At 72.1% G+C, this 26,197-nt stretch carries 22 protein-coding genes; 13 read left to right on the forward strand and 9 right to left on the reverse strand.

Features of this window, described 5'->3' with window-relative positions; all coding sequences use genetic code 11:
- Positions 1 to 44 precede the first annotated feature (44 nt).
- The 4 genes from ACIBI4_RS19250 (at position 45) to ACIBI4_RS19265 (ending at position 3,591) form a co-directional block, all read left to right on the forward strand.
- Positions 45 to 1,202, forward strand: a complete 1,158-nt coding sequence (locus tag ACIBI4_RS19250; RefSeq protein ID WP_399205110.1) for an MFS transporter — start codon at positions 45 to 47, stop codon at positions 1,200 to 1,202.
- Positions 1,199 to 1,594: a RidA family protein gene (locus ACIBI4_RS19255; protein WP_399205111.1), complete on the forward strand. Its 396-nt coding sequence runs from the start codon at positions 1,199 to 1,201 to the stop codon at positions 1,592 to 1,594. The genes ACIBI4_RS19250 and ACIBI4_RS19255 overlap by 4 nt, the downstream gene beginning before the upstream one ends.
- 155 nt (positions 1,595 to 1,749) lie before the next feature.
- Positions 1,750 to 2,724: a LuxR C-terminal-related transcriptional regulator gene (locus tag ACIBI4_RS19260; RefSeq protein ID WP_399205112.1), complete on the forward strand. Its 975-nt coding sequence runs from the start codon at positions 1,750 to 1,752 to the stop codon at positions 2,722 to 2,724.
- An 81-nt stretch (positions 2,725 to 2,805) separates the two neighbouring features.
- Positions 2,806 to 3,591, forward strand: coding sequence for an alpha/beta fold hydrolase (locus ACIBI4_RS19265; RefSeq protein WP_399205113.1), 786 nt, complete (start codon positions 2,806 to 2,808; stop codon positions 3,589 to 3,591).
- Between the two features lie 20 nt (positions 3,592 to 3,611).
- On the opposite strand, the gene ACIBI4_RS19270 is transcribed toward ACIBI4_RS19265, so the two are convergent.
- The 5 genes from ACIBI4_RS19270 to ACIBI4_RS19290 all read right to left on the reverse strand — a co-directional run bounded on the left by ACIBI4_RS19270 (position 3,612) and on the right by ACIBI4_RS19290 (position 8,523).
- Positions 3,612 to 5,612 (reverse strand): FUSC family protein, encoded by a 2,001-nt coding sequence (locus ACIBI4_RS19270; RefSeq protein WP_399205114.1) that lies wholly within the window; start codon positions 5,610 to 5,612, stop codon positions 3,612 to 3,614.
- A 60-nt stretch (positions 5,613 to 5,672) separates the two neighbouring features.
- On the reverse strand, positions 5,673 to 6,065 hold the full coding sequence (locus ACIBI4_RS19275) for a cupin domain-containing protein (RefSeq protein WP_399205115.1): 393 nt from the start codon (positions 6,063 to 6,065) through the stop codon (positions 5,673 to 5,675).
- Between the two features lie 68 nt (positions 6,066 to 6,133).
- Positions 6,134 to 6,817 (reverse strand): helix-turn-helix transcriptional regulator, encoded by a 684-nt coding sequence (locus ACIBI4_RS19280; protein ID WP_399205116.1) that lies wholly within the window; start codon positions 6,815 to 6,817, stop codon positions 6,134 to 6,136.
- Between the two features lie 95 nt (positions 6,818 to 6,912).
- On the reverse strand, positions 6,913 to 7,884 hold the full coding sequence (locus tag ACIBI4_RS19285; protein ID WP_399205301.1) for an endonuclease/exonuclease/phosphatase family protein: 972 nt from the start codon (positions 7,882 to 7,884) through the stop codon (positions 6,913 to 6,915).
- Between the two features lie 90 nt (positions 7,885 to 7,974).
- Positions 7,975 to 8,523 carry a hypothetical protein gene (locus ACIBI4_RS19290; RefSeq protein ID WP_399205117.1) on the reverse strand — a complete coding sequence of 183 codons (549 nt, stop codon included), beginning with the start codon at positions 8,521 to 8,523 and terminating at the stop codon, positions 7,975 to 7,977.
- A gap of 137 nt (positions 8,524 to 8,660) precedes the next feature.
- On the opposite strand from ACIBI4_RS19290, the gene ACIBI4_RS19295 reads away from it, so the two are divergent.
- From ACIBI4_RS19295 to ACIBI4_RS19305, 3 genes are all read left to right on the forward strand, one after another.
- On the forward strand, positions 8,661 to 9,359 hold the full coding sequence (locus tag ACIBI4_RS19295) for a hypothetical protein (RefSeq protein WP_399205118.1): 699 nt from the start codon (positions 8,661 to 8,663) through the stop codon (positions 9,357 to 9,359).
- Complete coding sequence (locus ACIBI4_RS19300; protein ID WP_399205119.1) at positions 9,359 to 10,576, forward strand: sensor histidine kinase; 1,218 nt, start codon at positions 9,359 to 9,361, stop codon at positions 10,574 to 10,576. Before ACIBI4_RS19295 ends, ACIBI4_RS19300 begins: the two co-directional genes overlap by 1 nt.
- Positions 10,577 to 10,740: 164 nt before the next feature.
- On the forward strand, positions 10,741 to 11,907 hold the full coding sequence (locus tag ACIBI4_RS19305; protein ID WP_399205120.1) for a hypothetical protein: 1,167 nt from the start codon (positions 10,741 to 10,743) through the stop codon (positions 11,905 to 11,907).
- 95 nt (positions 11,908 to 12,002) lie between these two features.
- Here the strand turns inward: ACIBI4_RS19305 and ACIBI4_RS19310 are convergent, their stop codons facing one another.
- Positions 12,003 to 14,063 carry a PhoX family protein gene (locus ACIBI4_RS19310; protein WP_399205121.1) on the reverse strand — a complete coding sequence of 687 codons (2,061 nt, stop codon included), beginning with the start codon at positions 14,061 to 14,063 and terminating at the stop codon, positions 12,003 to 12,005.
- A 348-nt stretch (positions 14,064 to 14,411) separates the two neighbouring features.
- Between ACIBI4_RS19310 and ACIBI4_RS19315 the strand changes: the two genes are divergently transcribed.
- Together ACIBI4_RS19315 and metG are read left to right on the forward strand one after the other, a co-directional pair.
- Positions 14,412 to 15,611 (forward strand): VWA domain-containing protein, encoded by a 1,200-nt coding sequence (locus ACIBI4_RS19315; protein ID WP_399205122.1) that lies wholly within the window; start codon positions 14,412 to 14,414, stop codon positions 15,609 to 15,611.
- 144 nt (positions 15,612 to 15,755) lie between these two features.
- Positions 15,756 to 17,474 carry a methionine--tRNA ligase gene (gene metG, locus ACIBI4_RS19320; RefSeq protein WP_399205123.1) on the forward strand — a complete coding sequence of 573 codons (1,719 nt, stop codon included), beginning with the start codon at positions 15,756 to 15,758 and terminating at the stop codon, positions 17,472 to 17,474.
- Between the two features lie 86 nt (positions 17,475 to 17,560).
- On the opposite strand, the gene ACIBI4_RS19325 is transcribed toward metG, so the two are convergent.
- The gene (locus tag ACIBI4_RS19325) at positions 17,561 to 18,226 is read right to left on the reverse strand and encodes a TetR/AcrR family transcriptional regulator C-terminal domain-containing protein (RefSeq protein ID WP_399205124.1); all 666 of its coding nucleotides are present in this window, start codon (positions 18,224 to 18,226) and stop codon (positions 17,561 to 17,563) included.
- Between the two features lie 193 nt (positions 18,227 to 18,419).
- Here ACIBI4_RS19325 and ACIBI4_RS19330 point away from each other — a divergent pair, with 193 nt between their 5' ends.
- Positions 18,420 to 19,259, forward strand: a complete 840-nt coding sequence (locus tag ACIBI4_RS19330) for an NAD(P)H-binding protein (protein WP_399205125.1) — start codon at positions 18,420 to 18,422, stop codon at positions 19,257 to 19,259.
- Here ACIBI4_RS19330 and ACIBI4_RS19335 read toward each other — a convergent pair.
- Positions 19,246 to 19,980 carry a hypothetical protein gene (locus tag ACIBI4_RS19335; protein ID WP_399205126.1) on the reverse strand — a complete coding sequence of 245 codons (735 nt, stop codon included), beginning with the start codon at positions 19,978 to 19,980 and terminating at the stop codon, positions 19,246 to 19,248. The two genes, ACIBI4_RS19330 and ACIBI4_RS19335, sit on opposite strands and share 14 nt — an antisense overlap.
- Positions 19,981 to 20,251: 271 nt before the next feature.
- On the opposite strand from ACIBI4_RS19335, the gene ACIBI4_RS19340 reads away from it, so the two are divergent.
- Positions 20,252 to 20,740, forward strand: coding sequence for a hypothetical protein (locus tag ACIBI4_RS19340; RefSeq protein ID WP_399205127.1), 489 nt, complete (start codon positions 20,252 to 20,254; stop codon positions 20,738 to 20,740).
- A gap of 108 nt (positions 20,741 to 20,848) precedes the next feature.
- Here ACIBI4_RS19340 and aspS read toward each other — a convergent pair whose 3' ends face one another.
- The gene (aspS, locus tag ACIBI4_RS19345) at positions 20,849 to 22,633 is read right to left on the reverse strand and encodes an aspartate--tRNA ligase (RefSeq protein WP_399205128.1); all 1,785 of its coding nucleotides are present in this window, start codon (positions 22,631 to 22,633) and stop codon (positions 20,849 to 20,851) included.
- 225 nt (positions 22,634 to 22,858) lie between these two features.
- On the opposite strand from aspS, the gene ACIBI4_RS19350 reads away from it, so the two are divergent.
- On the forward strand, positions 22,859 to 25,045 hold the full coding sequence (locus ACIBI4_RS19350) for a SpoIIE family protein phosphatase (protein WP_399205129.1): 2,187 nt from the start codon (positions 22,859 to 22,861) through the stop codon (positions 25,043 to 25,045).
- 68 nt (positions 25,046 to 25,113) lie between these two features.
- The gene (locus tag ACIBI4_RS19355) at positions 25,114 to 26,181 is read left to right on the forward strand and encodes an AI-2E family transporter (RefSeq protein WP_399205302.1); all 1,068 of its coding nucleotides are present in this window, start codon (positions 25,114 to 25,116) and stop codon (positions 26,179 to 26,181) included.
- Positions 26,182 to 26,197: the final 16 nt, after the last annotated feature.

Here is a 26,197-nt window from a genome sequence, read left to right on the forward strand (position 1 = left end):
AATTCTGGATGTCGAATGTCCAGGTAAGGACGAAGGAAACAGCCGTGGCCGGATGGCTCGCCGTGGCCGCCGTCACCCTCGGCATCTTCACCGTAATGACCGCCGAGCTCCTGCCGGTCGGCCTTCTCACGCCGGTCGGTACGGAGCTGGGGGTCTCGGACGGCACGGCGGGACTGCTCGTGACCGTCCCCGGCCTGGTCGCCGCGCTCGCCGCGCCCCTGCTGACCGTGGCCTCGGGGCGGCTCGACCGGCGGCTCGTCCTGGCCGCCCTGGCCGGCCTGGTGGCCGCCGCGCACGCCGTGTCCGCCCTGGCCGGGCACTTCGCGTACCTGCTCGGGGCGCGGGTACTGCTCGGCGTCGCGATCGGCGGCTTCTGGGCGTTCGCGGGCGGGCTGGCCCTGCGGCTCGTACCCGCCGCGCAGGTGGGCCGGGCGACCGCCGTGATCTTCGGCGGGGTCTCGGCGGCGTCCGTGCTCGGGGTGCCGGCGGGCACGCTCGCGGGCGATCTGGGCGGCTGGCGGCTCCCGTTCGCCGCCGTCGCGGTGCTCGCGCTCGGGGTGCTCGGCGCGCTCCTCGTCCTCCTGCCGCCGCTGCCCGCCCAACGGTCGCTCTCCGTCCGGGACTTGACCGGTCTCCTCCGTACGAACCGCAAGGTCCGCACGGGACTGGCCCTCACCGGGCTCCTCGTCACGGCCCACTTCCTCGCGTACACCTTCGTACGGCCCGTCCTCACCGAGGAGTTCGGGGTTCCGGACGGTGCGGTGGGGTGGCTGCTGCTCGGGTACGGGGTGTGCGGGGTCGGCGGGAACTTCCTCGCCGGATCCCTGGGCGGGCGGCGGCTGCTGCTCATCGCCGCGGCCCTCACGACGGTGCTCGCCGCGCTCGCCGCGCTGCCCGGCGGCGGTGTCACCGGCGCCGTGCTGCTCCTCGCGTGGGGGCTCGCGTACGGCGGCGTTTCGGTGGCGCTGCAGAGCTGGTTCCTGGCCGCCGCGCCCGAGGCCGTGGAGGCCGTCACCGCCCTGAACGTCAGCGTCTTCTGTCTCTCCATCGCCCTCGGCGCGCTGCTAGGCGGCCGCCTCGTCGATGCCTTCGCCCCCGCCGCGGCACCAGCCGCTGCGGCCCTGCTCACGCTCGCGGCGGCCTTCGTGTCCGTACGGGCGCTGCGCACCGCACCAGCTCACCGGAAGGAAACCCCGTCATGACCCGCACCCTTCTCAACCCGCCCGCCCTGCACGACCCTTCGGCCTACGGCTACACGCACATCGCGACCGCGCCCGGCCAACCCGTGTACATCGCGGGGCAGTACGCCTCCGACGTGAGCGGGGCCGTCGTCTCGGAGGACTTCGACGCGCAGGTCGCGCAGGCGCTCGCGAACCTGGGGACGGCGCTCGAAGCGGCCGGGCTCGGCTACGGCGACGTCGTACGCATCGGCACGTACATCACCGATCACGACGAGACGAAGCTGCACATCCTGCTCGAGCATCTGCACGCGGTGTGGGGCACGGAGCTGCCCGCGCAGACGCTGGTGGGGGTCGCGGCGCTCGCGCTGCCCGCGATGCGGTTCGAGATCGACGCCGTGGCCGTACGGTCCTGAACTGCGGCTTTCCGACGGGATGGCGCACGCCGCGCGAAACCCCCCACAGGCCTCGCGCGGCGTGCCGCTTCTGTCCTATGCGGAAACAAGTGGTCCAGACAACGATTCGGTCTGGCCCATTGCGGTCCCTGGCACACACGGGCCACCATCCCCGCATGTCCCACGAACCACCCGACACGGTCCGCACCCAGCTCACCGCGGCCGGCGTCGATCCCTTCGACGAGCGCGTCTACCGCGAGGTCCTGGTCCGCCACACCGCCGCGCCCGCCGATCTCGCCGAGCCCCTGGAGTGCTCGGCGGACCGTGCGGCCCGCGCCCTGGACCGGCTGCGCGAACTCGGCCTGGTGGGACGGCTTTCGGGCAACCGAAGACGGTATGCGGCAATTGAGCCCGGTGCCGCGATCGATGCGCTCGTCCGCTCCCGTACCGCCGAACTCGACACGGTCCGTGAGGCCGCGGGCGAATTGTCCCGGCTGTTCGACGCGGCCCAGTCCGGCGGTACGGAGGAGGTCGAAGTCGTCGTCGGCAGCGAGGCCCTGGGGCGCTGGTTCGTCCGGCTCCAGCAGGAGGCGCGCGAGGAGGTCATCACCCTGGACCGTCCCCCGTACGCCCTGACGACCTCCAACCCCGTGGAGGCGACGGCGCTCACACGCGGAGTGCGCTACCGGGCCGTGTACGCGCCCGAGGCGCTGGAGTGGCCCGGCGTGCTGGGCGACATCCGCGAACTGGTGTCGCGCGGCGAGGAGGCGCGGGTGCTGCCCGGCCTGCGCGTGAAACTGGCGATAGCCGACCGCAAGCTCGCCCTGCTGCCGCTCTCCCTGGACTTCGAGGGCGAGGTGCGGGCCGCGGTGCTGCGGCAGTCGGCGCTGCTCGACAGCCTGGTCGACTACTGGGAGCTGTGCTGGCGTACGGCCACCCCGCTGGATGCGCCCGCCGAGGACCCGCTCGGCGAGGACGACCGGCGGATGCTGACGCTCCTGGTCGCCGGGCTCAAGGACGAGGCCATCGCGCGCCAGCTCGGCTGGTCGGTGCGCACGATGCGCCGCCGCATCAGCGCGCTCAACGACAAGCTGGGCGCGGCGAACCGCTTCCAGGCCGGGGTGATCGCGACGCGGCGGGGGTGGATCTGACCCGGCGGGCGCCGACGCGAGCCGGCGGGGGCCGGACTTATCCCGTTGGGCGGCCGCCGCGGCTCGCCTAACCTCTCGCGTATGGCGACCGCACAGCTCAACGGCATAGAGATCGGCTACGAGGACGAGGGGACCGGCCCCGCGCTGGTACTCGTCCACGGGCACCCCTTCGACCGCTCCATGTGGGCACCCCAGATCGCGGAGTTCTCCCGTGACTTCCGGGTCGTGGCAGCCGACCTGCGCGGCTACGGCGCGTCCACGGTCGTCCCCGGGAAGACCACGCTCGACGTGTTCGCCGCGGACGTCCTGGCGCTCGTCGACCATCTGGGCATCGGGGAGTTCGTGCTCGGCGGGCTCTCCATGGGCGGGCAGATCGTCATGGACGGCTACCGCCAGTACGGCTCCCGCGTCCGGGGCCTCGTCCTCGCGGACACCTTCCCGGCCGCCGAGACCGAGGACGGCAAGGCGTGGCGGCGCGAACTGGCCGACCGTGTCGTACGGGAGGGCCTGAAGCCGTACGCCGACGACGTGCTCTACAAGATGGTGGCACCGGACGCCGAACCGTCCGTGGCGGACCACGTCCTGCGGATGATGACCGCGACCGCCCCCGAGGGCGCGGCGGCGGCCCTGCGCGGCCGCGCCGAACGCCCGGACTACCGCGACCTGCTGACCCGCGTCACCTGCCCGTCCCTGGTCGTGGTCGGCCGCGACGACGCGTACACCCCGGTCTCCGACGCGGAGGCCATGCACGCCGCGCTGCCGGACTCGACGCTGTGCGTGGTGGAGGGAGCGGCCCATATGCCGAACCTGGAGAAGCCGCAGGCGTTCAACGCGGCGCTGCGGGGGTTCCTGGACGGGCTCGGCTGAGTCGTGTGCGGCGGGCTCGGCTAGGAAGCGTGCGGCGGGCTCGTCCGGTTCTTCGACGTGCTCGTCGGTGAGGCGATGGCGCGGGCCGCCTGGATCTCGCGGCGGAGCGGGGCGAGGACGGAGTCGTCGTCGCCCTCCGGGAGCGGGACGCAGACGGCCTCCAAGGTGTCCGTGTCCCGCAGGCCCGCGGCGAGTTCCTCCAGGTGGCGGCAGAGTTCGGCCGACTCCTGCGGGGCCGGGCGGGGCGCGCCGTGCCGGATGCGTACGCGGGCGGCCGTCGTCGCGTCCACGACCCGCTCGACCGCGACGACGAGCGGCCACCAGGCGGCGGCCCGCGGCCCGGTGGGCGGCGGCTCGGTGAGGGCGCGCTGGAACTCCGAGCGCACGGTGGACAGATCGCGGAAGAGGCGGCGGCGCATCCGGGCCCGGGCCGCGGGGTCCGGGACACCCGGCGTGGAGGGGTCGAGGAAGGCCATCTCCACATAGCGGGCCGTGTCGGCGACGGCGTCCGCGAGCCGGTCCCCGATCCGCGTCGACCAGCTCTCCGGCCACAGCAGATACCCGGCGACGAGCGCGATGGCGCAGCCGATGAGGCTGTCGTAGAGGCGGGGCATCACGAGCCCGAAGCCCTGCTGGTTCATGGTGTCCGACAGAAGCAGGATCACCGGCGTGATGGCCGCCGTCTGGTACCCGTATCCGCGCGGCGTCAGCGCCGGGATCAGCGGGGCGAGGACGGCCAGGACGAGCACGTCCCACCAGCCGCGCGGTACCTCGGCGAGGACGGCCGCGGCGACCAGGAGACCCGCGGCGGTGCCGACCGCGCGCATCACGGCCCGCGAGAAGACGGAGCCGAAGTCCGGCTTCATGACGAAGGTGATGGTCAGGGCGACCCAGTACGAGCGCTCCACCTCGACCAGCGAGACGAGGGCCTGCGCGATGCCGATGCACAGGGCCAGGCGCAGTCCGTAGCGCCAGGACTCGGCGGAGATCAGGACGTTGCGCGCGGCACGCCGGGCGCGCTGGGAGAGGGCGCCCGGGGTGCCGAGGCGGTCGTCCGCGTTGTGCAGGTCCTCGTCCACGAGGACTTCGGCGGCGTGCTGCACCGCGTGCTCCACGGCGCGGCCCGCGGTGGACTCGGCGGGCGGCAGCGCGAGCGTGACCGACTCCGGGTCGCCGTGCTCGACCCCGTCGGCGAGCGCGCGGACGGCGGCGGGCACCTCGGGCGGCAGCGGACGGCCGCTCAGATGGGCGGCGGGCGCGGCCTCGACGATCAGCGTCAGCGCGTTGAGCTGCGTCACGAGCCGCACCAGGTCCTGGTTGCGGCCGTGGTCGAGGGTGCGGCGGGCGAGCACCAGGTCGTAACTCTGGTTGAGGGACTGCGTGACGGCCTGCCGCGCGTCCTCGTACCCCTCCGGCTCCCCGGCGGCCGCCTCCAGGAGCGCGGCCGCATGCCGGTACGCCTCGGCCACCTCGGCCCGCTCCGCACGGCCCTGCCGCAGCGGCCAGGCGAGCAGCGCGAGCGCGAGGACGAGCAGCCCGCCGCCGGTCATCAGGAGCGGCGCGAGCCACCAGGGTCCTGGCATCGGCAGACCGGCCCCGACGATCGCGTTCAGCAGCAGCAGAAGCCCGGATACGGAGGCCACGGCGCCGATCGTCGAGATCATCCCGGAGACCAGCGCGACCAGCGTGACCACCGCGACCGCCCACCAGCCCTGCCCGAACACGAGCGAGCCGAGGGTGATGCCGATGGCGCCGACGAGCTGCGGCACGGCGATGTTGATGACCCGCATCCGGTACGCGGACGCGGTGTCGCCGATGACGCCGGAGAGCGCGCCCATCGAGGCGATGGCCCCGTACGCGACGTGGTCGAGGGCCAGCCCGATCGCCAGCGGAAGGCTCATCGCGACCGCGGCACGGAAGACGGCCGGCCACGGGATCGGCGCGGGCTTCGGCTTCAGCGTGCCCAGCGTCCTGACCAGCCACTCGGGCGGGGTGTGGGCCGGGGCTCCTGGACTGGGCATGCGCACATTATGGGCACCGACGGGCGGCCGGGGCCGCCCCGGGCCGCCGCCGTCGGGCGCTCAGCTGTCGTGGTGGTGGCCCTGGCAGCCGCAGCCGCGGGCCGTGCCGCGCGGCAGGCGTTCGGTGAAGGCGGACTGCGAGAAGACGGCGAGCAGCGTCGCGTCCTCGTCGCCTCGGTTCACCAGGGTGATCTCCTTGCCCGCGGGCAGCATCGCGAACGTCCCCGGCTCGACGACCTTCGTCCCGCACTTGCAGCTCGCCTCGACGACCCCCGTGACGCCGGTGAGCAGCAGCTCGGACTCCCCGTGCGCGTGCGCCGGGACGGTGCCGTGCGCGGGCACCTGGATCCGGACGGCGGCGAGGCTGCGGAACGGGCCGCCCTCGGGGTCGAGGCGGAGGGCGGGGCCCTGGGACTCGGGGGCGAGGGCGGTGTCTATGGCCATGCCGAACATGGGCAACTTCCTTGCGTAGTAAGGGGATTTGCGTAGTAAGGGGATTTGCGCAGTGAGGGGATACGGGGTCAGCGCGGACTCGGGTGCAGGTCCGCGCGGCAGAGGTCGGGGGTGACGAAGGGGACGAGCGCGGCGGTGGTGCCGCTGTGCTCCAGGAGGCCGTCGAGGACGCCCTGATGGAGGGCGCACACGATCTCGGGGCGTTCCCGGGCCAGTTCGCGGTACGGGCAGGCGTGCAGCAGCAGCCGTTCGGTGCCCGCGGGCGCGGGGGCCGGTTCGGGGGCGAAGCCCATCCGGGCGGCGTGCGCGAGCACCCGCTCGGCGGGGGCCGCGGTGCCCTCGGACGCCGCGGTGAGGCGGCGGCCCCAGGCCCGCCCGGCCGCCCGAGCGGCGGGCTTGCGGCCCTGCGCGGACTGGGCGGCGAGGGCGTCCACCAGCGCGGTCGCGAGGTCGCGGTACGCGGTGTCGTCGGCGGCCGGGTCGGCCGGGGCGGCGCGGACGGCCGTGTAGCGGAGCTTCGGCCGGCCGCGCCCGGGTCCCGCGGCGGCGGTGGCCCGCACCAGTCCGGCATCGGCCAGCGCGGCCAGATGGTGCCGGACGGTGGTGACCGAGAGGCCGGCGGCGGCCGCGAGCTCGTCCACGCCGAGCAGGCCGTCCGCCTCCCGCAGCAGGGACATCAGACGCCGTCGCGAAGGAACGGCCAGGGCGCGGTGCACGCGCTCGGCAGCCTCACCACCGGCTTTTTCGGTCATAGCTCGAATATAAACGACAACCGTCGCTTATAAGGCAGAGCACAAGGTCCCGGACTTTCCCGCCCCCCGGCAGGAGTGCGACAGGAGTGCGCCCCTCACCCCGCCCGCAGCCCCAGCTCCACCATCAGCGCCCGGTGGTCGGTGTCGGCGAGTTCGAGGAAGCGGGCCGCGCGCGGTACCAGCGCGGGCGAGGCGAGGACGTGGTCGATCTGGGCACCCAGGGGCAGCGACGCGGGCCAGGTGGGGGTGCGCGAGCGCCCCACCACGGCGGCCGCGTCCCGCAGCCCCGCGTCGAGGAGCGCGCGGAACGCCGCGTGGTCCTGTGAGGCGTTGAAGTCCCCGGCCACCACGAGCGGCCCGGACGAACGGTGCCGCTCCACCCAGTCCCGTAGCGCCGCCAACTCCCGCCGCCACAACGCCACCCCGCCCGGCACGGGCGGCACGGGGTGCGCCAGCTGCACCCGCACCCGCTGCCCTGCGACCGTCACCACGGCCCCCGGCATCTCCAGACGCGAGGGGATCCCGGGCGCGGGCTCCAGGGGGTGGCGGCTGAGGATCGCCGAGCCGTGCGAGCCAGGGGACGGGACGGCCTCCTCGTACGGGTAGTCGAGGCCGGAGCGCAGGGCGGCCAGGCAGGCCGCGTCGCATTCCTGCACGAGGACGAGGTCGGGGCGCTCCTCGCGTACGACCTCGACCAGGCCCGAAGTCGCCTTGCCGAAGAGGACGTTCGAGGTGAGGACGGTGAGGCGGGCTGTCTCGCGCCCGCCGTCCGCGCGGGCCGACGCGGTCGTCGCGGCCGGGTCGTACGGCTGCAGGAACCAGGCCGTGACGACGAGCAGGAGCACGGACCAGGCCATACCCGTGCGCCAGCGGACCAGCGCCGCGCACAGCAGGGCCGCCGCCGCGGGGACAAGGAGCCACGGCAGGAAGGCGAGCAGCTGCGGTACGGGCGTGGTGGCGTCCACGTCGAGCACACGGCAGCCGATGACCACCGTGAGTCCGGCGAGCACCAGCCCCGCGCCCCAGAGCGCGATCCGCCGCCCCAGCGGCGCACGGCCGGGCGTCACGGCGTCCAACTCCCGCCCCTTTCCGCCTGGTTGCCCCTTCACTAGGGGACGCGACCGCGCCCGGATCCGTTGCGGCGGCCTTGGTGCCCGCTACCGGTCCGTCGCCAGGGCCCAGATCACGAAGACGCCGAGCGCGATGGCGATCACCGACCAGACGGGGGCGTACGGCAGGAACAGGAAGTACTCGACGACGTAGAGCGCCGCGATGCCGATGCCCGCGCCGCGCGCCCAGTCCTGGTTCTTGAGGATGCCGAAGCCGACGACCGCGACGACGATGCCGAGCAGCAGATGGATCCAGCCCCACGTGGTGAGGTCGAAGGAGAAGACGTAGTCGCCGATACGGGTGTACACGTCGTCGTCGGCGATGGCGGCGATGCCCTGCAGGGCGCCGACGATGCCCGCGACGCCCATCATCACGCCGGCGAACATGGTGCCGCCGACCGCCCACTCCGCCTTGGCGCCGCTCGCGGGCGGCTGCGGGGCGGGACCTCCGGAGGCGGCGGCCCAGCCGGGATGGGTGTCGGTGCCTGCGGACTTCCCGGCGCCCGGGCCCGCGGACGTTCCCGCGTTCGGGTCGGCGGACGAGCCGGCGTTGGGGTCGGCGGACGAGCCGGCGTTGGGGTCGGTCGGCTGGGTCATGACGGTCTCCTCGCACTGCCGGGCGTATGCCGCATTTCGGACGCCTGTCAGGCAAGGATCACCCCGCACCCTCCCCTCCGCACCCGTACGGTCCCCGCCACCGGGTACGCACCGCGGCCTCTCGCGAGGATGGGCCCATGGCTCCCCTCGGCGTCCGCCGCGCCCCCGCCGCCCTGATGCTCGGCGCCGCGCTGTCCCTGTGCGCCGGGTGCACCGACGCCGAGGGGCTGCACTCCGAGGGCGACTCCGCGCCCGTCACCGCGCCCCTCTCCCTGTGGCAGGACATCCACCCGAGCCCGGCCGCGCCCGGCCAGAGCGCGGGTCAGCCGACGAAGGTGCCGGGGCTCGCGGCGGTCACGTCCGGTGACATGCACCAGGCGGAACCGCTCGCCGTCGTCAAGGCGGACCTCGCGGAGGACCTGCGCAAGGACAAGGGATCCGGGCGGCTCGTGCACCCGGCGACCGCCAAGAAGCTCGCCGCGTGCGAGGGCTCCGCGTGCCCCGTGCGCACCCCGGTCCTGCACGACCTCACGGGTGACGGCAAGGACGAGCTGATCACGGCCGTGGACATCGACGGCCGGCTGAGCGAACTGCGCGTCTACACGGCCGAGGACAAGGCCGTCGTCCGCGTCCTCTCGCGCCGCGCCGTCCTCGAAGGCGTCGAGGTCGCGGCCGGCCACCTGGCCGTGCGCGAACCGACCAGCAACCCCACGTACGTCTCCGTATCGGACTACGTGTGGGACGACGGGCGCGGCGGGATGTTCCTGCAGCAGCTCACCCTCGACACCTGCCGTGCGCCGGAGCGGCCCGACCGGCCCTGCCCCGAGACCGGCTGATGAGCCTGCGCTGGCGGATCGCGCTCGTGATCACGGTGGTGAGCTGCGCCGTCGCGGCCGTGCTCGGCGTGCTCGTGCACAACGTGGTCACGCGCCAGGTCGTCGGCGAGATGCGCAAGGAGGTGCGCGACGGTCTCGACCAGGCGATGAGCGCCTACGAGTACGGCACGACGATGCCCGACCACGCGGCCCTCGACCCGCCCCAATTGCCCGGCCGGCTGCGCACCCTGGTCGCCGACGGCAAGCGCGGCACGGTCGTCGGCGAGCGGGACGGCCAGGCGGTGATCTGGAGCGCGGCGCCCGCGGACGGCAAGGCGCTGACGATCTGGCTGCCGTACGGGGCGACGCGCTCGCGCCTGGAGACCATCGACACCGCGATCCTCGGCTCGTCGCTGCTCGCGGCGGGCGCGGTGACGCTCGCCGGACTCTTCCTCGCCGCGCGCATCAGCCGCCGGCTCTCCGCGACGGCCGCGGTCGCGCGCCGCATCACGGACGGCGATCTGGACGCGCGCGTCGGGATGGGGCCGCGGCGGCCCGGCAAGGGCGGTCGGGACGAGGTGCAGGACGTGGCCATCGCCCTGGACACCATGGCCGAGTCGCTGCAGCGGCGCCTGGAGTCGGAGAAGCGGTTCACGGCGGACGTGGCGCACGAGCTGCGCACCCCGCTGACCGGGATGGTCGCGGCGGCCGGGCTGCTCCCCGAGGGCCGCCCCAAGGAGATGATCAACGACCGGCTGCAGGCGCTGCGCGGCCTCACCGAGGACCTCCTGGAGATCTCGCGCCTCGACGCGGGCGCCGAGCGGCCCGAGCTGTCCGAGCACCGGCTCGGCGCGCTGGTGGAGCACGCGGTGCGCGGCACCGGCCTGGAGGCGGAGACCGAGGTCGTACGGGACGTGGTGGTGCGCACCGACCGGCGCCGCCTCGACCGCATCCTGGCCAACCTGATCGTCAACGCGCACAAGCACGGCCGCCCGCCGGTCACGCTCACCGTGGACGGTCCGGTGGTCACGGTCGAGGACCAAGGGGACGGGTTCCCGCCGGAGTTGGTGGCCGAAGGACCACAGCGCTTCCGCACCGGGGATCCGGGGCGCGGACGCGGGCACGGTCTGGGTCTGACGATCGTGATGGGGCAGGCGGGGGTGCTCGGGATCGACGTCACGTTCGGGGCGGGCGCGCGGGGCGGGGCCCGCACGACCCTCCGCCTTCCGGAGCATTAGCGCAGGTCAGGGGTGCTTTACAGAGGTGTGCCCTGGTTTGCGGTGAACCGTTACGTTACTTACGCATGACCCAGACATGACCTCCGTAGCTTCATATCCGTCGCCACCGCAAAGGGGCACAAACAGGGCAAGACACGATCACTGAGCCACGAGGAAGTCACCACATGCGCGCCACCCGCCGTACCGCCGTCCGCTCCGCCGCCGTCGCCACCGCGGTCATAGCCGGTCTGTCCCTCCAGGCCACGCACGCCTTCGCCGACTCCCCGGCCACACCGGACACCGGCCAGGAGCAGGTCCTTCCGGGCAACGAGACGAAGCCGGGCGATGAGGTCAAGCCGGGGGACGAGACGAAGCCGCCGACCGACGAGACCAAGCCGGGCGACCAGGACCGTCAGCGCACGAGCGAGCCGCAGGGCCGTCAGCTCGTGAAGACCGTGTCGCTCCCGGACGGGTGGAGCGCGAAGGTCTACAAGGAAGCCGGCAAGGGTTACGACGCCGATCTGCTCAAGAACGGCAACCTCCAGGCCAAGCTGAGCCCGGGCGCCAACAACGTCATGGGCTGGACCTTCACGCTGACCACGGACGGCAACGTGACGGCCAAGAACAACGAGGACGGCAACAAGCCGAAGCCGGAGGCGAAGGAGAAGCGCGTCGTCACCGAGCAGGACAAGCACCTGGTGGACGGCTACCGCTACACGCTCGGCAAGATCGTGAAGGGTGACAAGACCCTCGGCTGGTTCGCCGAGATCACCGGACCCGGCATGAAGAACCTGCCCCTGGAGGCGCGCGGCACGAACAACGCCTCGGCCAAGCACAACGGTTACACCTTCCAGCTCACCTCGATCGGCAAGCTGGGCTACTCCAAGGACAGCAAGCCCACCCCGAAGCCCGACGAGCGCAAGCACGTACACACGTACAAGAACATCGGCGGCTCCGGCTTCGACGCCAAGGTGTTCAAGGTCAAGGGCGGCTACGACGCCGAGATGTGGGGCAAGGACCCGGCGAGTGGCAAGTACATCAAGTGGGACACCCTGCAGCAGCGCGGCAGCAAGTCCGTGACCGGGCAGCACAACGGCGCGTACTTCGTCCTCAACCCCGACGGCACCATGAAGGGCTGGACCGAGGGCAAGAAGGACTCCGGCAAGAAGGAGCAGCCGAAGAAGAACGAGCAGGGCAAGGTCGTGCCGAAGGGCGGCGTCAAGGCGGGTGCCGAGAACGTCACGCCCGGCGACGACACCGCACTGCTCGCGGCCGGGGGCGGCATGGCGGCCGCCGGCGCGGCCGGCCTCGGCTTCGCGCTGCTGCGCCGCCGCGGCGACCAGCAGGGCTGAGCGAGCGGGCGGCCGGATGAGCTGAGGACGGGGCACCCCCTGGCAGGAGGGTGCCCCGTACTCGTATGCCCAAGCGGGCGCCGTACCCCGGGTGCCTACACCCCGATGTCGCACCCGTCCTTGCGCCACACGGCCACCACCGACGGGCGGACGTACTTGCCCGGTCCGTCGGGCCACGCGGACAGCGGGTTGTCGACCGTGGCGCCGTCGATCTCGCCCGGGTGCTGGACCGCGACCAGGACACGGCGGTCCTGGACCAGCGGGCCGCAGGTCTCCGCACCGTTCGGCACCGTGAGGAACTGCTTCAGCTCACCGCGGCGCGCACCGGCCGTCGCGACGCCGAACAGGCCGTCGTGGGAGCCGAGCTGGGCGCCGTCGGTGGAGATCCACAGGTTGCCGTGGTCGTCGAAGGCCACGTTGTCCGGGCAGGAGATCGGCGAGACCTTGTCCTTCGGGAAGCCCGCGAAGTAGGTCGCCGGGTCCTCCGGGTCGCCCGCGACGAGGAACAGCGACCAGGCGAACTTCGTCTGCGTCGGGTCGTTCCAGCGCTCGGTGAGCTCCAGGATCTGCCCGTGCTTGTTGAGGTTGCGCGGGTTGGCCTCGTCCGCGCCGGCCTTGCCCGGCTTGCCGCGGTCGGTGTTGTTGGTGAGCGCGATGTAGACCTTGCCGGTGCGCGGCGAGGGCTCGACGTCCTCGGGGCGGTCCATCTTGGTCGCGCCGACCTTGTCGCCCGCCAGGCGCGTGAACACGAAGACCTCGTCCGCGGTCATGCCCTCGACGTGCGAGACGGCACCCTTCGCGGTGGCGGTCGCCAGCGGGATCCACTCGCCGCTGCCGTCGAACTCGCCGTCGCCGGGCAGCTTGCCCGTGCCGTCGATCTCGATCGCCGGGGAGTCGCCCGTCAGCTTCGCGACGTACAGCGTTCCCTCGTCGAGGAGCGTCATGTTGTACGCGCGGTCGGAGCGCGAGCCGCCCCGGCGCATCCGCTTCGAGGAGACGAACTTGTAGAAGTAGTCGAAGCGCTCGTCGTCACCGCTGTAGACCACGGGACGGCCGTCGCGCGTGAGCCGCACGGTCGCGCCCTCGTGCTTGAAGCGGCCGATCGCCGTGTGCTTCACGGGGGTCGAGTCCGGGTCGTACGGGTCCAGTTCGACGATGTAGCCGAAGCGGTGCACCTCATTGGGCTCCTGGGCCGCGTCGAAGCGCTTGTCGAAGCGCTCCCACTTGCGCTCGGAGGCCGTCGCGCCGATGCCGTACCGCTTGTCGGTGGCGCGGCCGGCGTTGGCGAAGTACTGGTTGAAGTTCTCCTCGCCGTGCAGCGTCGTGCCCCACGGGGTCCGGCCGCCCGCACAGTTGTTGAGCGTGCCGAGGACCTTCGTGCCCGTCGGGTCCGCCGAGGTCTTCAGGAGGTCGCTGCCCGCCGCCGGGCCCTGCACACGGAACTCGGTGGTGGCGGTGATGCGGCGGTTGAGGTGATGACGCGGTACGTAGGTGAGCTTGCCGGTCCTGCGGTCCTCCTCGACCACGACGACACCGAGGCCGTGCGCGGCCCAGGCGATCTCGACCTGCTCCCGGGTCGGGTTCGCGGCGTCGTAGTCGCGGAACATCAGGATCTCGTCGGTGTACTCGTGGTTCGCGACGAGGATCTGGCGACCGCGGCCGTACGGCAGCAGCGCCAGGAAGTCGTTGTTGTAGCCGAACTGGCCGGCCTGCGCCTTCGCGGTCTGCTTCTCCGGGTCGAAGTCCGGGGCACCGCGCAGGATCGGGTCGCCCCACTTGATGACCACGTTCTGGGCGTAGCCGTCGGGGATCGTGACCTGGTCGGCGGTGTTGGGCGCGACCGGCGCGAAGCGGAGGCCGCGGGCGGCCTTGTCGTGGCCGTGGCCGTGGCCGTTGCCCTTGCCATGGGCCGTGGCCTGCGGGGCCGAGCCGACGACGGCCGCGCCCGCGGCGCCCGCGACGGTGACGACCGCGGCGGCGCGCATCATCGAGCGTCTCGACAGGGCACCGGCTATGACGTCGCCGACATATTCGTTGTCGCTGGTGTTGGGCACCTCGTGGAAGCAGGCGTCACCACAGCGGAAGCGGCACGTCATGGCCGACCGTCCACCCGGGTGCGCACCGTCCTTCGTGATGAGCGGCAGCAGTTTGCGCACGTTTCCCTCCGCGTGACGTGGCTGATTGCCGACGGCCTGTCGGCATATCTGACAGCGGTGACGCTAGGTGCGGAGACGGGCAGTGCGGCGGCCGTGACATGAACGGTGGGTGAACCGCCGTCGGCCTCCCGGGAGTTGGTGCCGGGGTGCGGGCGAGCGGGTGACCCTCCCCATGATCGCCTGGAGGCCCCGCTAACCTTACGTGTCCGCCCTGGCCAGGGGTGACGGATGACCCGGACATCCGGGGTGAACTCACGTTGAAGGGTTGCGCACATGGGCATTCTGGATCGCCTGCGGAACGTTTTCGGCCGGGGCCGTACGGTGCCTGCGGCGCGTCCCGAGGAAACGGTGGCCGCGTCCGCCACGGAGCCGACGATCCCGGCGCCTGCCGCGGAGACGGTGCCTGAGGCTTCTGCTCCCGCCGCGGAGACGGTGCCCGTGGCGGCCGCCCCCGACCCGGCACCCGAGTCCGAGCCGGCGCCCGCGGCGTCCGCCCCGGTCACGGTGCCCGCCCCTGCGGCGGAGCCGTCACCGTCGACCGTCGACGAGCTGGTCGCGGCGGCATTCGACAACCCGTCCCTGACCTCGGTCCCGGCGCCGGCTTCCTCGGTCGAGACGGCTGCCGCACCCGCCGAGGAGCCGCAGGAAGAGCCTGCCGCCGAGATCGCGCCGGAGCCGGTCGTCGAGATCGCACCCGAACCGGAGCCCGTCGTCGAGGTCGCACCCGAGCCGGAGCCGGTCGTCGAGATCGCACCCGAGCCGGAGCCCGTCGTCGAGGTCGAGCCCGTCGTGGCTGTGGCGGAGGTCGAGCCCGTCGCGGACGAGGCGCTCGCCGTGGCGGAGACGGCCACCGAGCCGGCCGAACCCGTCAAGGAAAAGGAATCCGGAAAGCCCGCGCTGCCCCTCGCCAGGGTCAAGGCCAAGGCCCCGGCCCTGGCCACCGCCTACCGCGCAGCCGGAGCCGTGCTCAAGAAGCACGAGCTCACGGGCGCCCGGGCCGACATCTACCTCGTCCTCGACCGCTCCGGCTCGATGCGTCCGTACTTCAAGGACGGCAGCGCCCAGAACCTCGCCGACCAGGTCCTCGCCCTCGCCGCGCACACCGACGAGACCGCCACCGTCGACGTCGTCTTCTTCTCCACGGAGCTCGACGGCACCGGAGCGCTCACGCTCGACGAGCACGAGGGCCGGATCGACGAACTGCACGCGGGCCTGGGCCGCATGGGCCGTACGAACTACGACCGCGCCATCGCCGAGATCGTCGCCCTGCACGAGAAGGCCGACGACCCGGACCGCCCGGCCCTGGTGATCTTCCAGACGGACGGCGCCCCCGAGTCCAAGACGGCCGCCACACAGGCCCTCAAGGACGCGGCCGAGCACAAGATCTTCTGGCAGTTCGTGGCCTTCGGTGAGACGGACGCGAAGGCCTTCGACTACCTCCGCAAGCTGGACCTGCCGAACACCGGCTTCTTCCACGCGGGCCCGGTCCCGAACGAGCTCACCGACGCCGAGCTCTTCAAGGGCCTCCTCGCCACCTGGCGCCCGTAGGCACCATCCGCTCACAGGGGCCGTCTCGCCGGGAAAACCCCGGGGAGGCGGCCCCCGCGTGTCGGCTACGATTTGTGGATTCCAGAGGGCGAGCCGCGATCCAGCCGCTCGTCACCGCACGTAGCGACCCGGGAGCAGCCCGCAATGGCTCGACACCTCATCACCAGCGCCCTTCCCTATATCAACGGGATCAAGCACCTGGGCAACATGGTGGGGTCCATGCTCCCGGCGGACGTGTACTCCCGGTACCTCCGCCAGCGCGGCCACGACGTCCTCTACATCTGCGCCACCGACGAGCACGGCACCCCCGCCGAGCTCGCCGCCAAGGAGCGGGGCCTGCCCGTGGACGCGTTCTGCGCGCAGGCGCATGACGCGCAGAAGGCCGTGTACGACGGCTTCCAGCTCGCCTTCGACTACTTCGGCCGCAGCTCCAGCGAGCAGAACGCCGAGCTCACCCAGCACTTCGCGCGCAAGCTCAACGAGAACGGCTTCATCGAGGAGCGCGCGATCCGCCAGGTGTACTCGCCGGCCGACGGCCGCTTCCTGCCGGACCGCTATGTCGAGGGCACCTGTCCGCACTGCGGCTACGACAAGGCCCGCGGCGACCAGTGCGAGAACTGCACGCGCGTCCTGGACCCGACCGACCTGATCAACCCGCGCAGCGCCATCTCCGGCTCCACCGACCTGGAGGTCCGCGAGACCAAGCACCTCTTCCTGCTCCAGTCGAAGCTGCAGCAGGAGGTGGAGACCTGGGTGGCGGCCCACGAGGACGAGTGGCCGCAGCTCGCCTCCTCCATCGCCCGCAAGTGGCTGACCGAGGGCCTGCACGACCGCGCGATCACCCGCGACCTCGACTGGGGCGTCCCGGTCCCGGCCGACACCTGGCCGGAGCTGGCCGCCGAGGGCAAGGTCTTCTACGTCTGGTTCGACGCCCCGATCGAGTACATCGGCGCGACGAAGGAGTGGGCGGACGCCGCCCCGGCCGGCGAGGTCCGCGACTGGAAGTCGTGGTGGTACGAGGCCGAGGACGTGCGCTACACGCAGTTCATGGCCAAGGACAACGTCCCGTTCCACTCGGTGATGTTCCCGGCCACGGAGCTGGGCGTCCGCGAGCCCTGGACGATGGTCGACTACCTCAAGTCCTTCAACTGGCTGACGTACTACGGCGGGAAGTTCTCCACCTCGCAGAAGCGCGGCGTCTTCACCGACCAGGCGCTCGAAATCCTGCCGGCCGACTACTGGCGCTACTTCCTCATCGCCAACGCGCCCGAGTCCGACGACTCCTCCTTCACGTGGGAGCACTTCACGGCCACCGTGAACAAGGACCTGGCCGACACCCTCGGCAACTTCGTCAACCGCGTCCTGTCCTTCTCGCGCAAGCGCTTCGGCGACGACGTCCCCGCGGGCGGCGAGCCGGGCGAGGCCGAGACGAAGCTGGGCGAGGAGATCTCCCGGCTCCTCGCCGAGTACGAGGAGCAGATGGAGGCCCTCCAGTTCCGCAAGGCCGCGGCCGCGCTGCGCGCGCTGTGGTCGGCGGGCAACTCCTACCTGGAGGAGAAGGCCCCCTGGCTGGAGATCAAGACCAACCCCGAGGGCGCGGCCCTCACCCTGCGTACGGCGATGAACCTCATCCACCTCTACTCGGTGGTCTCCGAGCCGTTCATCCCGGCTTCCTCGGCGGCGATGCGCGCGGCGTTCTCGCTGGCCGATGACACGGCCACGTGGGTGTCCGCGGACGAAGCCCGCGCGCTCGGCTCCGTGCCCGCGGGCACGCCGTTCACCGTCCCGCCGGTCCTCTTCGCCAAGATCCAGGACGAGGATCTGGCGGCGTACAAGGAGCGCTTCGGCGGGGCGCCCGAGTAACCGCCGTACTCCATCAGCGCGTCGAGGCCCCGGAACCGTACGGTTCCGGGGCCTTTCGGCGCGGCGGGGTGGCGGCCGGTGCGCGGTCAGGGCGCGGGCGTGTGGAGGATGCCGTTGAGCAGGACGTCGAACGCCCAGGTGTCGCGCGCGCCGGGGGCGAGGAGGGTCTGCCTCAGTGAGGTGATCATCGGGTAGCGGTCGGCCGGCAGGGCCGCGTAGTGACGGTCGGCCGCCGCAATGGTGCTCTCCTCGTCGGAGTCCTTGGTCGCGTAGGTGCTGTGCTCGGCCGCCGCGGCGGCGATGTGCAGCCAGAGCAGATCCACGGCCCAGGCGGCGGTGGTGTCGTCGACTCCGCCCTGCTTGAGCAGGGCGAGTACGCGGTCGAGGACGAGCAGGGCGTTCGCGCCGGTGGGGATGGCCCCGAGGGCGACGGCGGCGACGCCCTCGTGGCGGCCCATGGCCTGCTCGGTGGCGGCGACAAGGGTGCGCAGCTGCTCTCGCCAGGTGCCCGGTGCGGTCAGCGGTACGTGCGCGAGCGCCTCGTCGAGCATCGCGGCCATGAGGTCGTCGCGGTTGGCGACGTAGACGTACAGCGAGGCGGGACCGGTGTCGAGTTCCTTGGCGACACGGCGCATGGTCAGAGCGTCGAGGCCGTCACGGTCGAGGATCTCAAGACCGGTGCGCACGATCACGTCGCGGCTGAGAGGGGCCTTCGCGGGCCGCGCGCGGCGGCTGATCGGCTGCGAGCTCATGGGGTCAGCGTAACCCTCGCCACGAACACCGTTTGAAACGAACACTGTTTGACACGAACATCGTTCGTCTCCTACCGTCATCGTAACGAACAGCGTTCGTTACGAATTCAGTTCGCCTCGTGTCCCCGGTCCGCAGAAGGCCGACCACGGCCACCGGTTGCCGGCACCGACCAGCAGAAAGCCATCCACAGCCATGATCCTGATCACCGGCGGCCGCGGCGCGGTCGCCACCCGCCTGACCACACTGCTCCACCGCGACGGCCTGCCCGTCCGGGTCGGCTCCGCCCGCCCCGACGGACTCACCCCGCCTGACGGAGTGGAGACGGTCCGCCTCGACCTCACCGACCCGGCCACCTTCCACGCCGCCCTGTCCGGCGTCACCACCGTCTTCCTCTACGCCAGCGCCGAACGCATCACCGACTTCATCGACCACGCCCACCGGGCCGCGGTCACCCACATCGTGCTGCTGTCGTCGTCCTCCGTACTCGGCGACGACCCCGGCAACGACCCGCTCGCCGCCGCGCACCACGACGTGGAGCGTGCGCTGCTCGCCTCACCGATCACCACGACGATCCTGCGGCCCGGCTCGTTCGCCTCGAACGTCGCAGGCTGGGCCTGGGCCATCAAGGCCGGCCGGTCCATCTGCCTGCCCTTCCCCGAGGCCCACGACGCTCCCCTCCACGAAGCGGACCTCGCCGAAGCCGCCCACGCCGCCCTCACCGACTCCCGGCACCGCGGCGGCCGGTTCACCCTCACCGGTCCCGAGTCGCTGACGTTCGCCCAGCAGGCCGGCCTGCTCGCCGCAGCAATCGGCCGGCCCGTCCCGGTCGACCGGGTCACCCCGCAGGCGTGGAAGCAGCAGATGGCCGACCACCTCCCCGCCGCGTACGCCGACGCCCTGCTGAACTACTGGGAGTCCAACGACAAGAAGCCCTTCACGCCCACCGGCACGGTCGAGGACCTCACCGGTCACCCTGCCCGTACCTTCAGCACCTGGGCTGCCGACCACGCCCGGCAGTTCACCGCCCCGTGACCCGCACCGCCTCCGGGTCCGCGCCGTCCTCCGGGTCCGCGTCATCCTCCGGATCCTCGTAACCGTCCGGTTCGACGACCGCGGGCGGCAGGCCGCGCAGCCATCGGCTGACCGCGCGGCGGATGCCGCGGGCCCTGCGCAGGCGGGCCCACGCGGACCAGCCGCCGACCCGGATCACCGTGAAGGCGGCCGGGGCGTGCGCGTCCTGGGCCAAGGTGTCGAGGACGCCGAGCGCCGGCTCCGCGTCCTGGGAGCGGGCCGTCGTGAGGAACACCCACAGCACGGGCTGTCCGGCCGTCTCGCGCATCGCCTCCACGAGCTGCTCCTCGTCGAGCGGCCCGTCCGTGAGGAACACCAGGGCCACCGTGGGACGGGAATCCGCCGCGGCGCAGAACCCGGCGACCGCGCGCTGCACCGGTGCGAGCTGCCGACGGCCCTGGAACAGGTGCCCGCTCGCCGTGGCCAGGCCGTTCCGCTTCTTCCCCGCGGGAGTCGAGGTCCCGTCGGGCTCCAGCGTGAGCCAGCGGTCGGCCCATTCCTCGGGCGTCTCGCGCCGCGGCGGCGGGATCCGTACCGGCTCGGCGTCGAACAGCCAGACGGGCATGGCCCGTTGACCCAGTTCCTGCTCGGAGAAGTCCAGCGCGAAGAGGCCCGCCTCCCGCATCAAGGACGTCTGGAAGGGCCCCCGGCTGAAAGCCCCGAGCGCCAGCACCACGTGCATCCGACCACCCCCGGCCGGATGCTACTGCGTTCCGCTTGCGCACCCGGGGCGAATCGGGGTCGTATCAACCTGAGTTCGCATGACCGCGGCGCCGGTTCGGTACCGGCGTTCGAGTGTCCGCGCGTATGCCCGGCCGCTTCAGCGGAACACCGTACGGCTTGTCCGGGGACTCGGCCCCAGGTCAACACGCTGCTACAGTGCGGCGTTTGAAATTTCGGCATGTGCATCAAACCGTCACAGCGCAGCCGCACGACAGGCCCGAGGGGGGACCTTGAGCGCGCAGTTGTACCCGGCTGCCAAGGAACTGGCGAAAGTTCTCTGGCAGCAGCACACCCTTTACCGCGAACGCGACGGCGGAATGGTCATCCGCGGCGAACACGTCCAGCGGTGGATCAGTCTCGGCGTCGCGGGCACCCGGGGGGATGTCCGCATCCGCGCGGGCCTCATCCTCGACGGCGGCACCACGGCGCCCGCCCGCACGGAGACGGTGGTCCCGCTGGCCGCGGGGACGCAGGAGCTGGCCGCGGCCTGCCGCCGGCTCCTCGCGGATCTGACCTCGGCGGCGGAGCCGCCGACGGACACGCGGCCGCCGCGTGAGGCACGCGGGCCGAAGCCGCCCAAGCGGCCGAAGGCTCCGAAGCAGCCCAAGGCGCGGCGCAGCCGGGGCCGCAGGGCGGTCACCTGGGTGCTGGCCGTCGCCGCGGTCAGTGCGGCCACGCTCTATGCGCTGGCCTCGTATTCGGCGGCGATCGGCGGCTGACCGGTCCGTCGGCAGCGATCGGTGGCCGACCGCTCCGGCCCGCCGTATGCGGCCTGATGCGCGAAGGGCCCGGAACCGCATCGGTTCCGGGCCCTTCGTGCGTACGCCTTACTCGGCCGCCGGCTTCTCCTTCTTCTCCACCGGCTTGCGCAGCGAGATGTTGAGCTCGCGCAGACGGGTCTCCTCGAGCTCCGTGGGGGCGCCCATCATCAGGTCCTGCGCGTTCTGGTTCAGCGGGAACGCGATGGTCTCGCGGATGTTGGGCTCGTCCGCGAGGAGCATGACCATGCGGTCCACGCCCGGGGCGATCCCGCCGTGCGGCGGGGCGCCGAAGCGGAAGGCGCGGAGCATGCCCGCGAACTCGTGCTCGACGGTGTCGCGCTCGTAGCCCGCGATCTCGAAGGCCTTGAGCATGATGTCGGGCTCGTGGTTACGGATGGCGCCGGAGGACAGCTCGATGCCGTTGCAGACGATGTCGTACTGCCAGGCGAGGATGTCGAGCGGGTCCTTCTCCTCCAGGTCGGCCATGCCGCCCTGGGGCATCGAGAAGGGGTTGTGCGAGAAGTCGATCTTGCCCGTCTCCTCGTCCTTCTCGTACATCGGGAAGTCGACGATCCAGCAGAAGCGGAAGACGCCCTCCTCGAAGTGGCCGGCGCGCTTGGCGGCCTCGACGCGGACCGCGCCCATGATCTTCGAGACCTCGTCGAACTCGCCCGCGCCGAAGAACACGGCGTGCCCGGCGACCAGGCCGAGGCGCTCGGTGAGGACCTTGACGTTCTCCTCGGTGAGGAACTTCGCGATCGGGCCCTGGAACGAGCCGTCCTCGCCGACGCGGACCCACGCGAGGCCCTTCGCGCCCTGCTCGACCGCGTAGTCGCCGAGGGAGTCGAAGAACTTACGGGTCTGGCCCGCGGTGTCCGGGACGGGCAGCGCGCGCACGTGCTTGCCCGCGAAGGCCTTGAACTCGGAGCCCTCGAACACGTCGGTGATGTCGGCCAGTTCGAGCTGGGCGCGCAGGTCGGGCTTGTCGTTGCCGTACTTCAGCATCGACTCGCGGAACGGGATCCGCGGGAAGGGGGAGGTGACCTCGCGACCGCCACCGAACTCGGTGAAGATCTCGGTCATCAGCTTCTCGATCGGCTGGAAGACGTCCTCCTGCTCGACGAAGCTCATCTCGACGTCGAGCTGGTAGAACTCGCCCGGCGAACGGTCGGCGCGGGCGTCCTCGTCGCGGAAGCAGGGCGCGATCTGGAAGTAGCGGTCGAAGCCCGAGATCATCAGCAGCTGCTTGAACTGCTGCGGGGCCTGCGGCAGCGCGTAGAACTTGCCGGGGTTCAGCCGGGACGGCACGACGAAGTCGCGGGCGCCCTCGGGGGAGGTGGCCGTCAGGATCGGCGTGGCCATCTCGTTGAAGCCGAGCGCGACCATCTTCTCGCGGATCGAGGCGATGACGGCGCTGCGCAGCATGATGTTCTTGTGCATGCGCTCGCGGCGCAGGTCCAGGAAGCGGTACTCAAGGCGGCGCTCCTCGCCGACCCCGTCATCCGCGTTGACCTGGAACGGCAGCTGCTGGGAGGCGCCGAGCACCTCGACCTCGGCGACCTCGACCTCGATCTCGCCGGTGGGCAGCTCCGGGTTCACGTTCTCGGCGCCGCGGGAGACGGCCTTGCCGTCGATCCGTACGACCGATTCCTTCGTCTGCTTGTCGAGGGCCTCGTACGCGGGCGTGCCGGGGCGGGCGACGAGCTGCGTGATGCCGTAGTGGTCGCGCAGGTCGATGAAGAGGATGCCGCCGAGGTCGCGCCGGTTGTGCAGCCAGCCGCTGAGCCGGACGTCCTGGCCGACGTCGCTGGAGCGGAGCTGTCCGCAGGAATGGGACCGGTACCGGTGCATGTTCTTCGTCCAGTTCTTCGCGGACGCGCCGTCGAGGGCACTGCCGCGGTCATGTTCGCGTCGTTCGTCGCGAGACAGGCGGGAATCAACGCGTCAAGGTTACCCGCCACCGTTGTCCGCCCCCGCACCCTTTTCCTCCGGGCCCCACGCCGCCGTCCCCTCGGACCTACACCCCTGTACCCCATGAAAGTGCACCTTCATCCTGTACGAACTTAAAGTGGGGCAATGCGAACGGACCCCGATGACGAGCGGGCCGCCTGCCTGCCCCCCGTCGGGGACGTGCTGGGAGCCGTCGCCACCGGGCTGTGGCGATGGGACAGCGCGACCGGCGTCGCCGTGATCGACGCCGAGGCGGCCCGGCTGATGGACCTGGGCAGTGCAGGGGCCCAGGCCGAGGGCGCCGTCGCGGTCACCGAGGCCGCCGTGCGCTCCCGGTTCCACCCGGTGGACTGGTCCGAGATCAGCGGCGTCGTCAACCTCGCCATCCTGGAGGGCACCCTCGCCGAGGCCCGGCTGCGCGTCATGGACGACCGCCACCAGGTCCTGCGTACCGTCCGCTGCCGTACGAAACCGCTGGTGCACCCCGACCGCGTCGAACTGATCGGCACGATCCAGGAGGTCAGCGAGCCGCACCCGGACGCCTCCGCCCGCGCCCCCGTCACCGGCGACTGGCGCCGCTCGCGCGAGGCCTTCCTCCTGGACGCGGGCCGCGCCCTCGCCGAGGCCCGCTCCACCGCCGAGGTGCTGCGCGTGGCCGGCGCCCTGTCCATGCCCGGCTTCGAGCCGAACGGGCTCGCGGTCTTCGGCGTCGAGGGCGACCACCTCACCGTCATCGGCCACCACGGCCATACCGACGACGACGAGAAACCTTTCCGCAACTTCAAGCTGGACGCCCACTACCCGGCCGCCGACGTGGTCCGCAGCGGCCGCGCGATCTACCTCTCCAGCCCCGAGGAGTACCGCACCCGCTACCCCGCCGCCTGGCCCTTCGTGCAGCGCTTCGAGCGCCGGTCCTGGGCGTTCCTGCCGTTGACCGTCGCGGGGCGCACCATGGGCGCGTGGATGGCGGGCTTCGCCCACCCCGTCTCGTTCACGCCCGACGAGCGCTCCGTCCTGACGACCGTCGCCCGGATGCTCGCCCAGGCCCTGTCGCGCGCGGGCGCCGCCGAGTCCGAGCGGGAGCTCACCGAGGGCCTGCAGCGGTCCATGCTGCCGACCCTCGGCCCCGAAATACCGGGCCTGTCCATCGCCGCCCGCTACATCCCGACCGGCGGCGGACTGCAGGTCGGCGGCGACTGGTACGACATGATCCCGCTGCCCGGCGGCACCCCCGCGGGCGGCGGCCGGATCGCCCTTGTCATCGGCGACGTCCAGGGCCACGACGTGCGCGCGGCCGGCCTGATGGGCCAGCTGCGGATCGCCCTGCGCGCGTACGCGGCCGAGGGCCACCGCCCCGACGCGGTCCTCTCCCGCGCCTCCCGCTTCCTGTACGGCATCACGGACTCGATCACGTACGGCTCCACCGGCGGCCCCGACGCGGGCGGCACCGCGGACCCGCGCTTCGCGACCTGCCTGTACGTGGAGGCCGACCCGACGACCGGACGCCTGGAGATCGCGCGGGCGGGCCACCCCGACCCGGTGGTGCGCACCAGCGACGGCACCGCCATGATCCGCCCCACCGCGGGCGGGCTGCCGCTCGGCATCGACCCCGACGCCGACTACCCCACGACCTCGATCACCCTCGAACCCGGCGAGCTGATGATGCTCTGCACCGACGGCCTCATCGAGACCGGCGGCCACGACCTGTACACCGGCTTCACACGGCTGCAGCCGATCATCGAGGAGCACGTCGGCGACGACCTCGAAGTGCTCGCCGACGCCCTCGTCGAGGGTGTCCACGGCCCGTCCTCGCACCGCTCCATCGGCCATCTCGCCGACCGCCGCGAGGACGACATCGCCGTCGTCCTGCTCGGCCGCCCGAGCCCCGGCGGCGACCGCCCCGCCGTGCACGAGACGGTCCGCCGCATCATGCTCTCCGTCGCCCAGGCCGAGCCCGCCCGGATCGCCGAGTGCCGCCACCAGCTGCGCGATCTGCTGCGCGACTGGTCCGACCCCGACCAGGTCGACTCGGCGGTCCTGCTGGTCTCCGAGATGGTCACCAACGTCCTCGTGCACACCGACGGCGACGCGCTGCTCGTCGCCGAGGCCCGCGGTGACGTCGGCGAACGCCGGCTGCGCGTCGAGGTCTCGGACTCCAGCGACGACCTGCCGCACAAACGCCGCCCCGGCGAACTCGCCTCGTCCGGCCGCGGCCTGGTCCTGATGGAACTCCTCGCGGACGCGTGGGGCGTGGACCCGCGGGGGCAGGGGAAGGCGATCTGGTTCGAGCTGTACGAGATGCTGCAGCTCTGACGGTCCGTCACCCCAGCGGGGGCGCCCGCCGTGCGCCGCCCGCGCGGTGATGATCGGCTGGGAGGGTGCTGACCCTGCTGCCCGAACCCGCCCGCCGACTCGGCGCCTGGTGCGTCCTCGCACTGCTGCTCATCGCGCTGGCCGCCGTCGGGATCTGGCTGTGCGTCCACCTCAAGACCGCGGTCACGCCCGTCCTGCTCGCCCTCCTCGGGACGGCGCTGCTCGGGCCGCTGTACCGGCGCCTGCTGCAGATGAAGGTGCAGAAGTCCCTGGCGGCCGGGCTGACCTGCGCGGCCGTGGTGCTCGTGGTCGGCGGCGCCGGGTACATCGTCGTCAGCGCCCTGATCGAGACCGGCGACCAGATCATCGCCTCGCTCCGGCAGGCCGCGAAGTCCCTCGCCGAGCACCTCGGCGCGGCCGGCACCTCGCTCGACGATCTCGCCGCGAACTCCAAGGACCTGCTCAGCAAGTTCGGCGGCACCGCGGCGTCCGGCGTGATCAGCGGGGTCAGCGTCGTCGGCGAGATGATCGCGATGGCCGTGCTCGCGCTGCTGCTCGTCTTCTTCTTCCTGCGGGACTCCGAACGCGCCGTCACCGCGATGCACTCGCTCGCGCCCCGCGGCCGCGGCGAGGCGATCGAGACCATGGCCCGCCGGGCCTTCGAGGCCATCGAGGGCTTCATGCGCGGCACCACGCTGATCGCGCTGATCGACGCGATCTGCATCACCGTGGGCCTGCTGATCCTGCAGGTGCCGGGCGCCGTCGGACTCGGTGCGCTGGTGTTCGTCGGCGCCTACATCCCGTATCTCGGAGCGTTCATCTCCGGCGCGGTGGCCGTGCTCGTGGCGCTCGCCGACCGCGGCTGGGTCATCGCGCTGTGGGCGCTCGGCGTGGTGCTCGCGGTGCAGGTGCTCGAAGGACACGTCCTGCAGCCGATGATCCAGAGCCGGACCGTGCAGATGCACCCGGCGGTCGTGATGATCGCGATCACGGCGGGCGCTTCGGTCGCGGGCATCCTCGGGATGCTCCTCGCGGTACCGCTGACGGCGGCGGCGTTCGGGATCTACTCGGAGCTGCGGGAGCAGTACGGGCACGGACGGGAGCAGTACGGGCACGGAAAAGACGCGACGGCCTGAGCAGCCGGAAGGCTCC

This window comes from Streptomyces sp. NPDC050418, from assembly GCF_044458745.1.
Classification (GTDB): Bacteria; Actinomycetota; Actinomycetes; order Streptomycetales; family Streptomycetaceae; genus Streptomyces.

Coding starts and splice junctions, on each gene's coding strand:
- ACIBI4_RS19255 (WP_399205111.1), top strand. CDS start 1,199: ATGACCCGCACCCTTCTCAACCCGCCCGCCCTGCACGACCCTTCGGCC.
- ACIBI4_RS19295 (WP_399205118.1), top strand. CDS start 8,661: ATGGCTCCCCTCGGCGTCCGCCGCGCCCCCGCCGCCCTGATGCTCGGC.
- ACIBI4_RS19260 (WP_399205112.1), top strand. CDS start 1,750: ATGTCCCACGAACCACCCGACACGGTCCGCACCCAGCTCACCGCGGCC.
- ACIBI4_RS19330 (WP_399205125.1), top strand. CDS start 18,420: ATGATCCTGATCACCGGCGGCCGCGGCGCGGTCGCCACCCGCCTGACC.
- ACIBI4_RS19335 (WP_399205126.1), bottom strand. CDS start 19,980: ATGCACGTGGTGCTGGCGCTCGGGGCTTTCAGCCGGGGGCCCTTCCAG.
- ACIBI4_RS19350 (WP_399205129.1), top strand. CDS start 22,859: ATGCGAACGGACCCCGATGACGAGCGGGCCGCCTGCCTGCCCCCCGTC.
- ACIBI4_RS19305 (WP_399205120.1), top strand. CDS start 10,741: ATGCGCGCCACCCGCCGTACCGCCGTCCGCTCCGCCGCCGTCGCCACC.
- metG (WP_399205123.1), top strand. CDS start 15,756: ATGGCTCGACACCTCATCACCAGCGCCCTTCCCTATATCAACGGGATC.
- aspS (WP_399205128.1), bottom strand. CDS start 22,633: ATGCACCGGTACCGGTCCCATTCCTGCGGACAGCTCCGCTCCAGCGAC.
- ACIBI4_RS19290 (WP_399205117.1), bottom strand. CDS start 8,523: ATGACCCAGCCGACCGACCCCAACGCCGGCTCGTCCGCCGACCCCAAC.
- ACIBI4_RS19270 (WP_399205114.1), bottom strand. CDS start 5,612: ATGCCCAGTCCAGGAGCCCCGGCCCACACCCCGCCCGAGTGGCTGGTC.
- ACIBI4_RS19280 (WP_399205116.1), bottom strand. CDS start 6,817: ATGACCGAAAAAGCCGGTGGTGAGGCTGCCGAGCGCGTGCACCGCGCC.
- ACIBI4_RS19275 (WP_399205115.1), bottom strand. CDS start 6,065: ATGTTCGGCATGGCCATAGACACCGCCCTCGCCCCCGAGTCCCAGGGC.
- ACIBI4_RS19325 (WP_399205124.1), bottom strand. CDS start 18,226: ATGAGCTCGCAGCCGATCAGCCGCCGCGCGCGGCCCGCGAAGGCCCCT.
- ACIBI4_RS19265 (WP_399205113.1), top strand. CDS start 2,806: ATGGCGACCGCACAGCTCAACGGCATAGAGATCGGCTACGAGGACGAG.
- ACIBI4_RS19300 (WP_399205119.1), top strand. CDS start 9,359: ATGAGCCTGCGCTGGCGGATCGCGCTCGTGATCACGGTGGTGAGCTGC.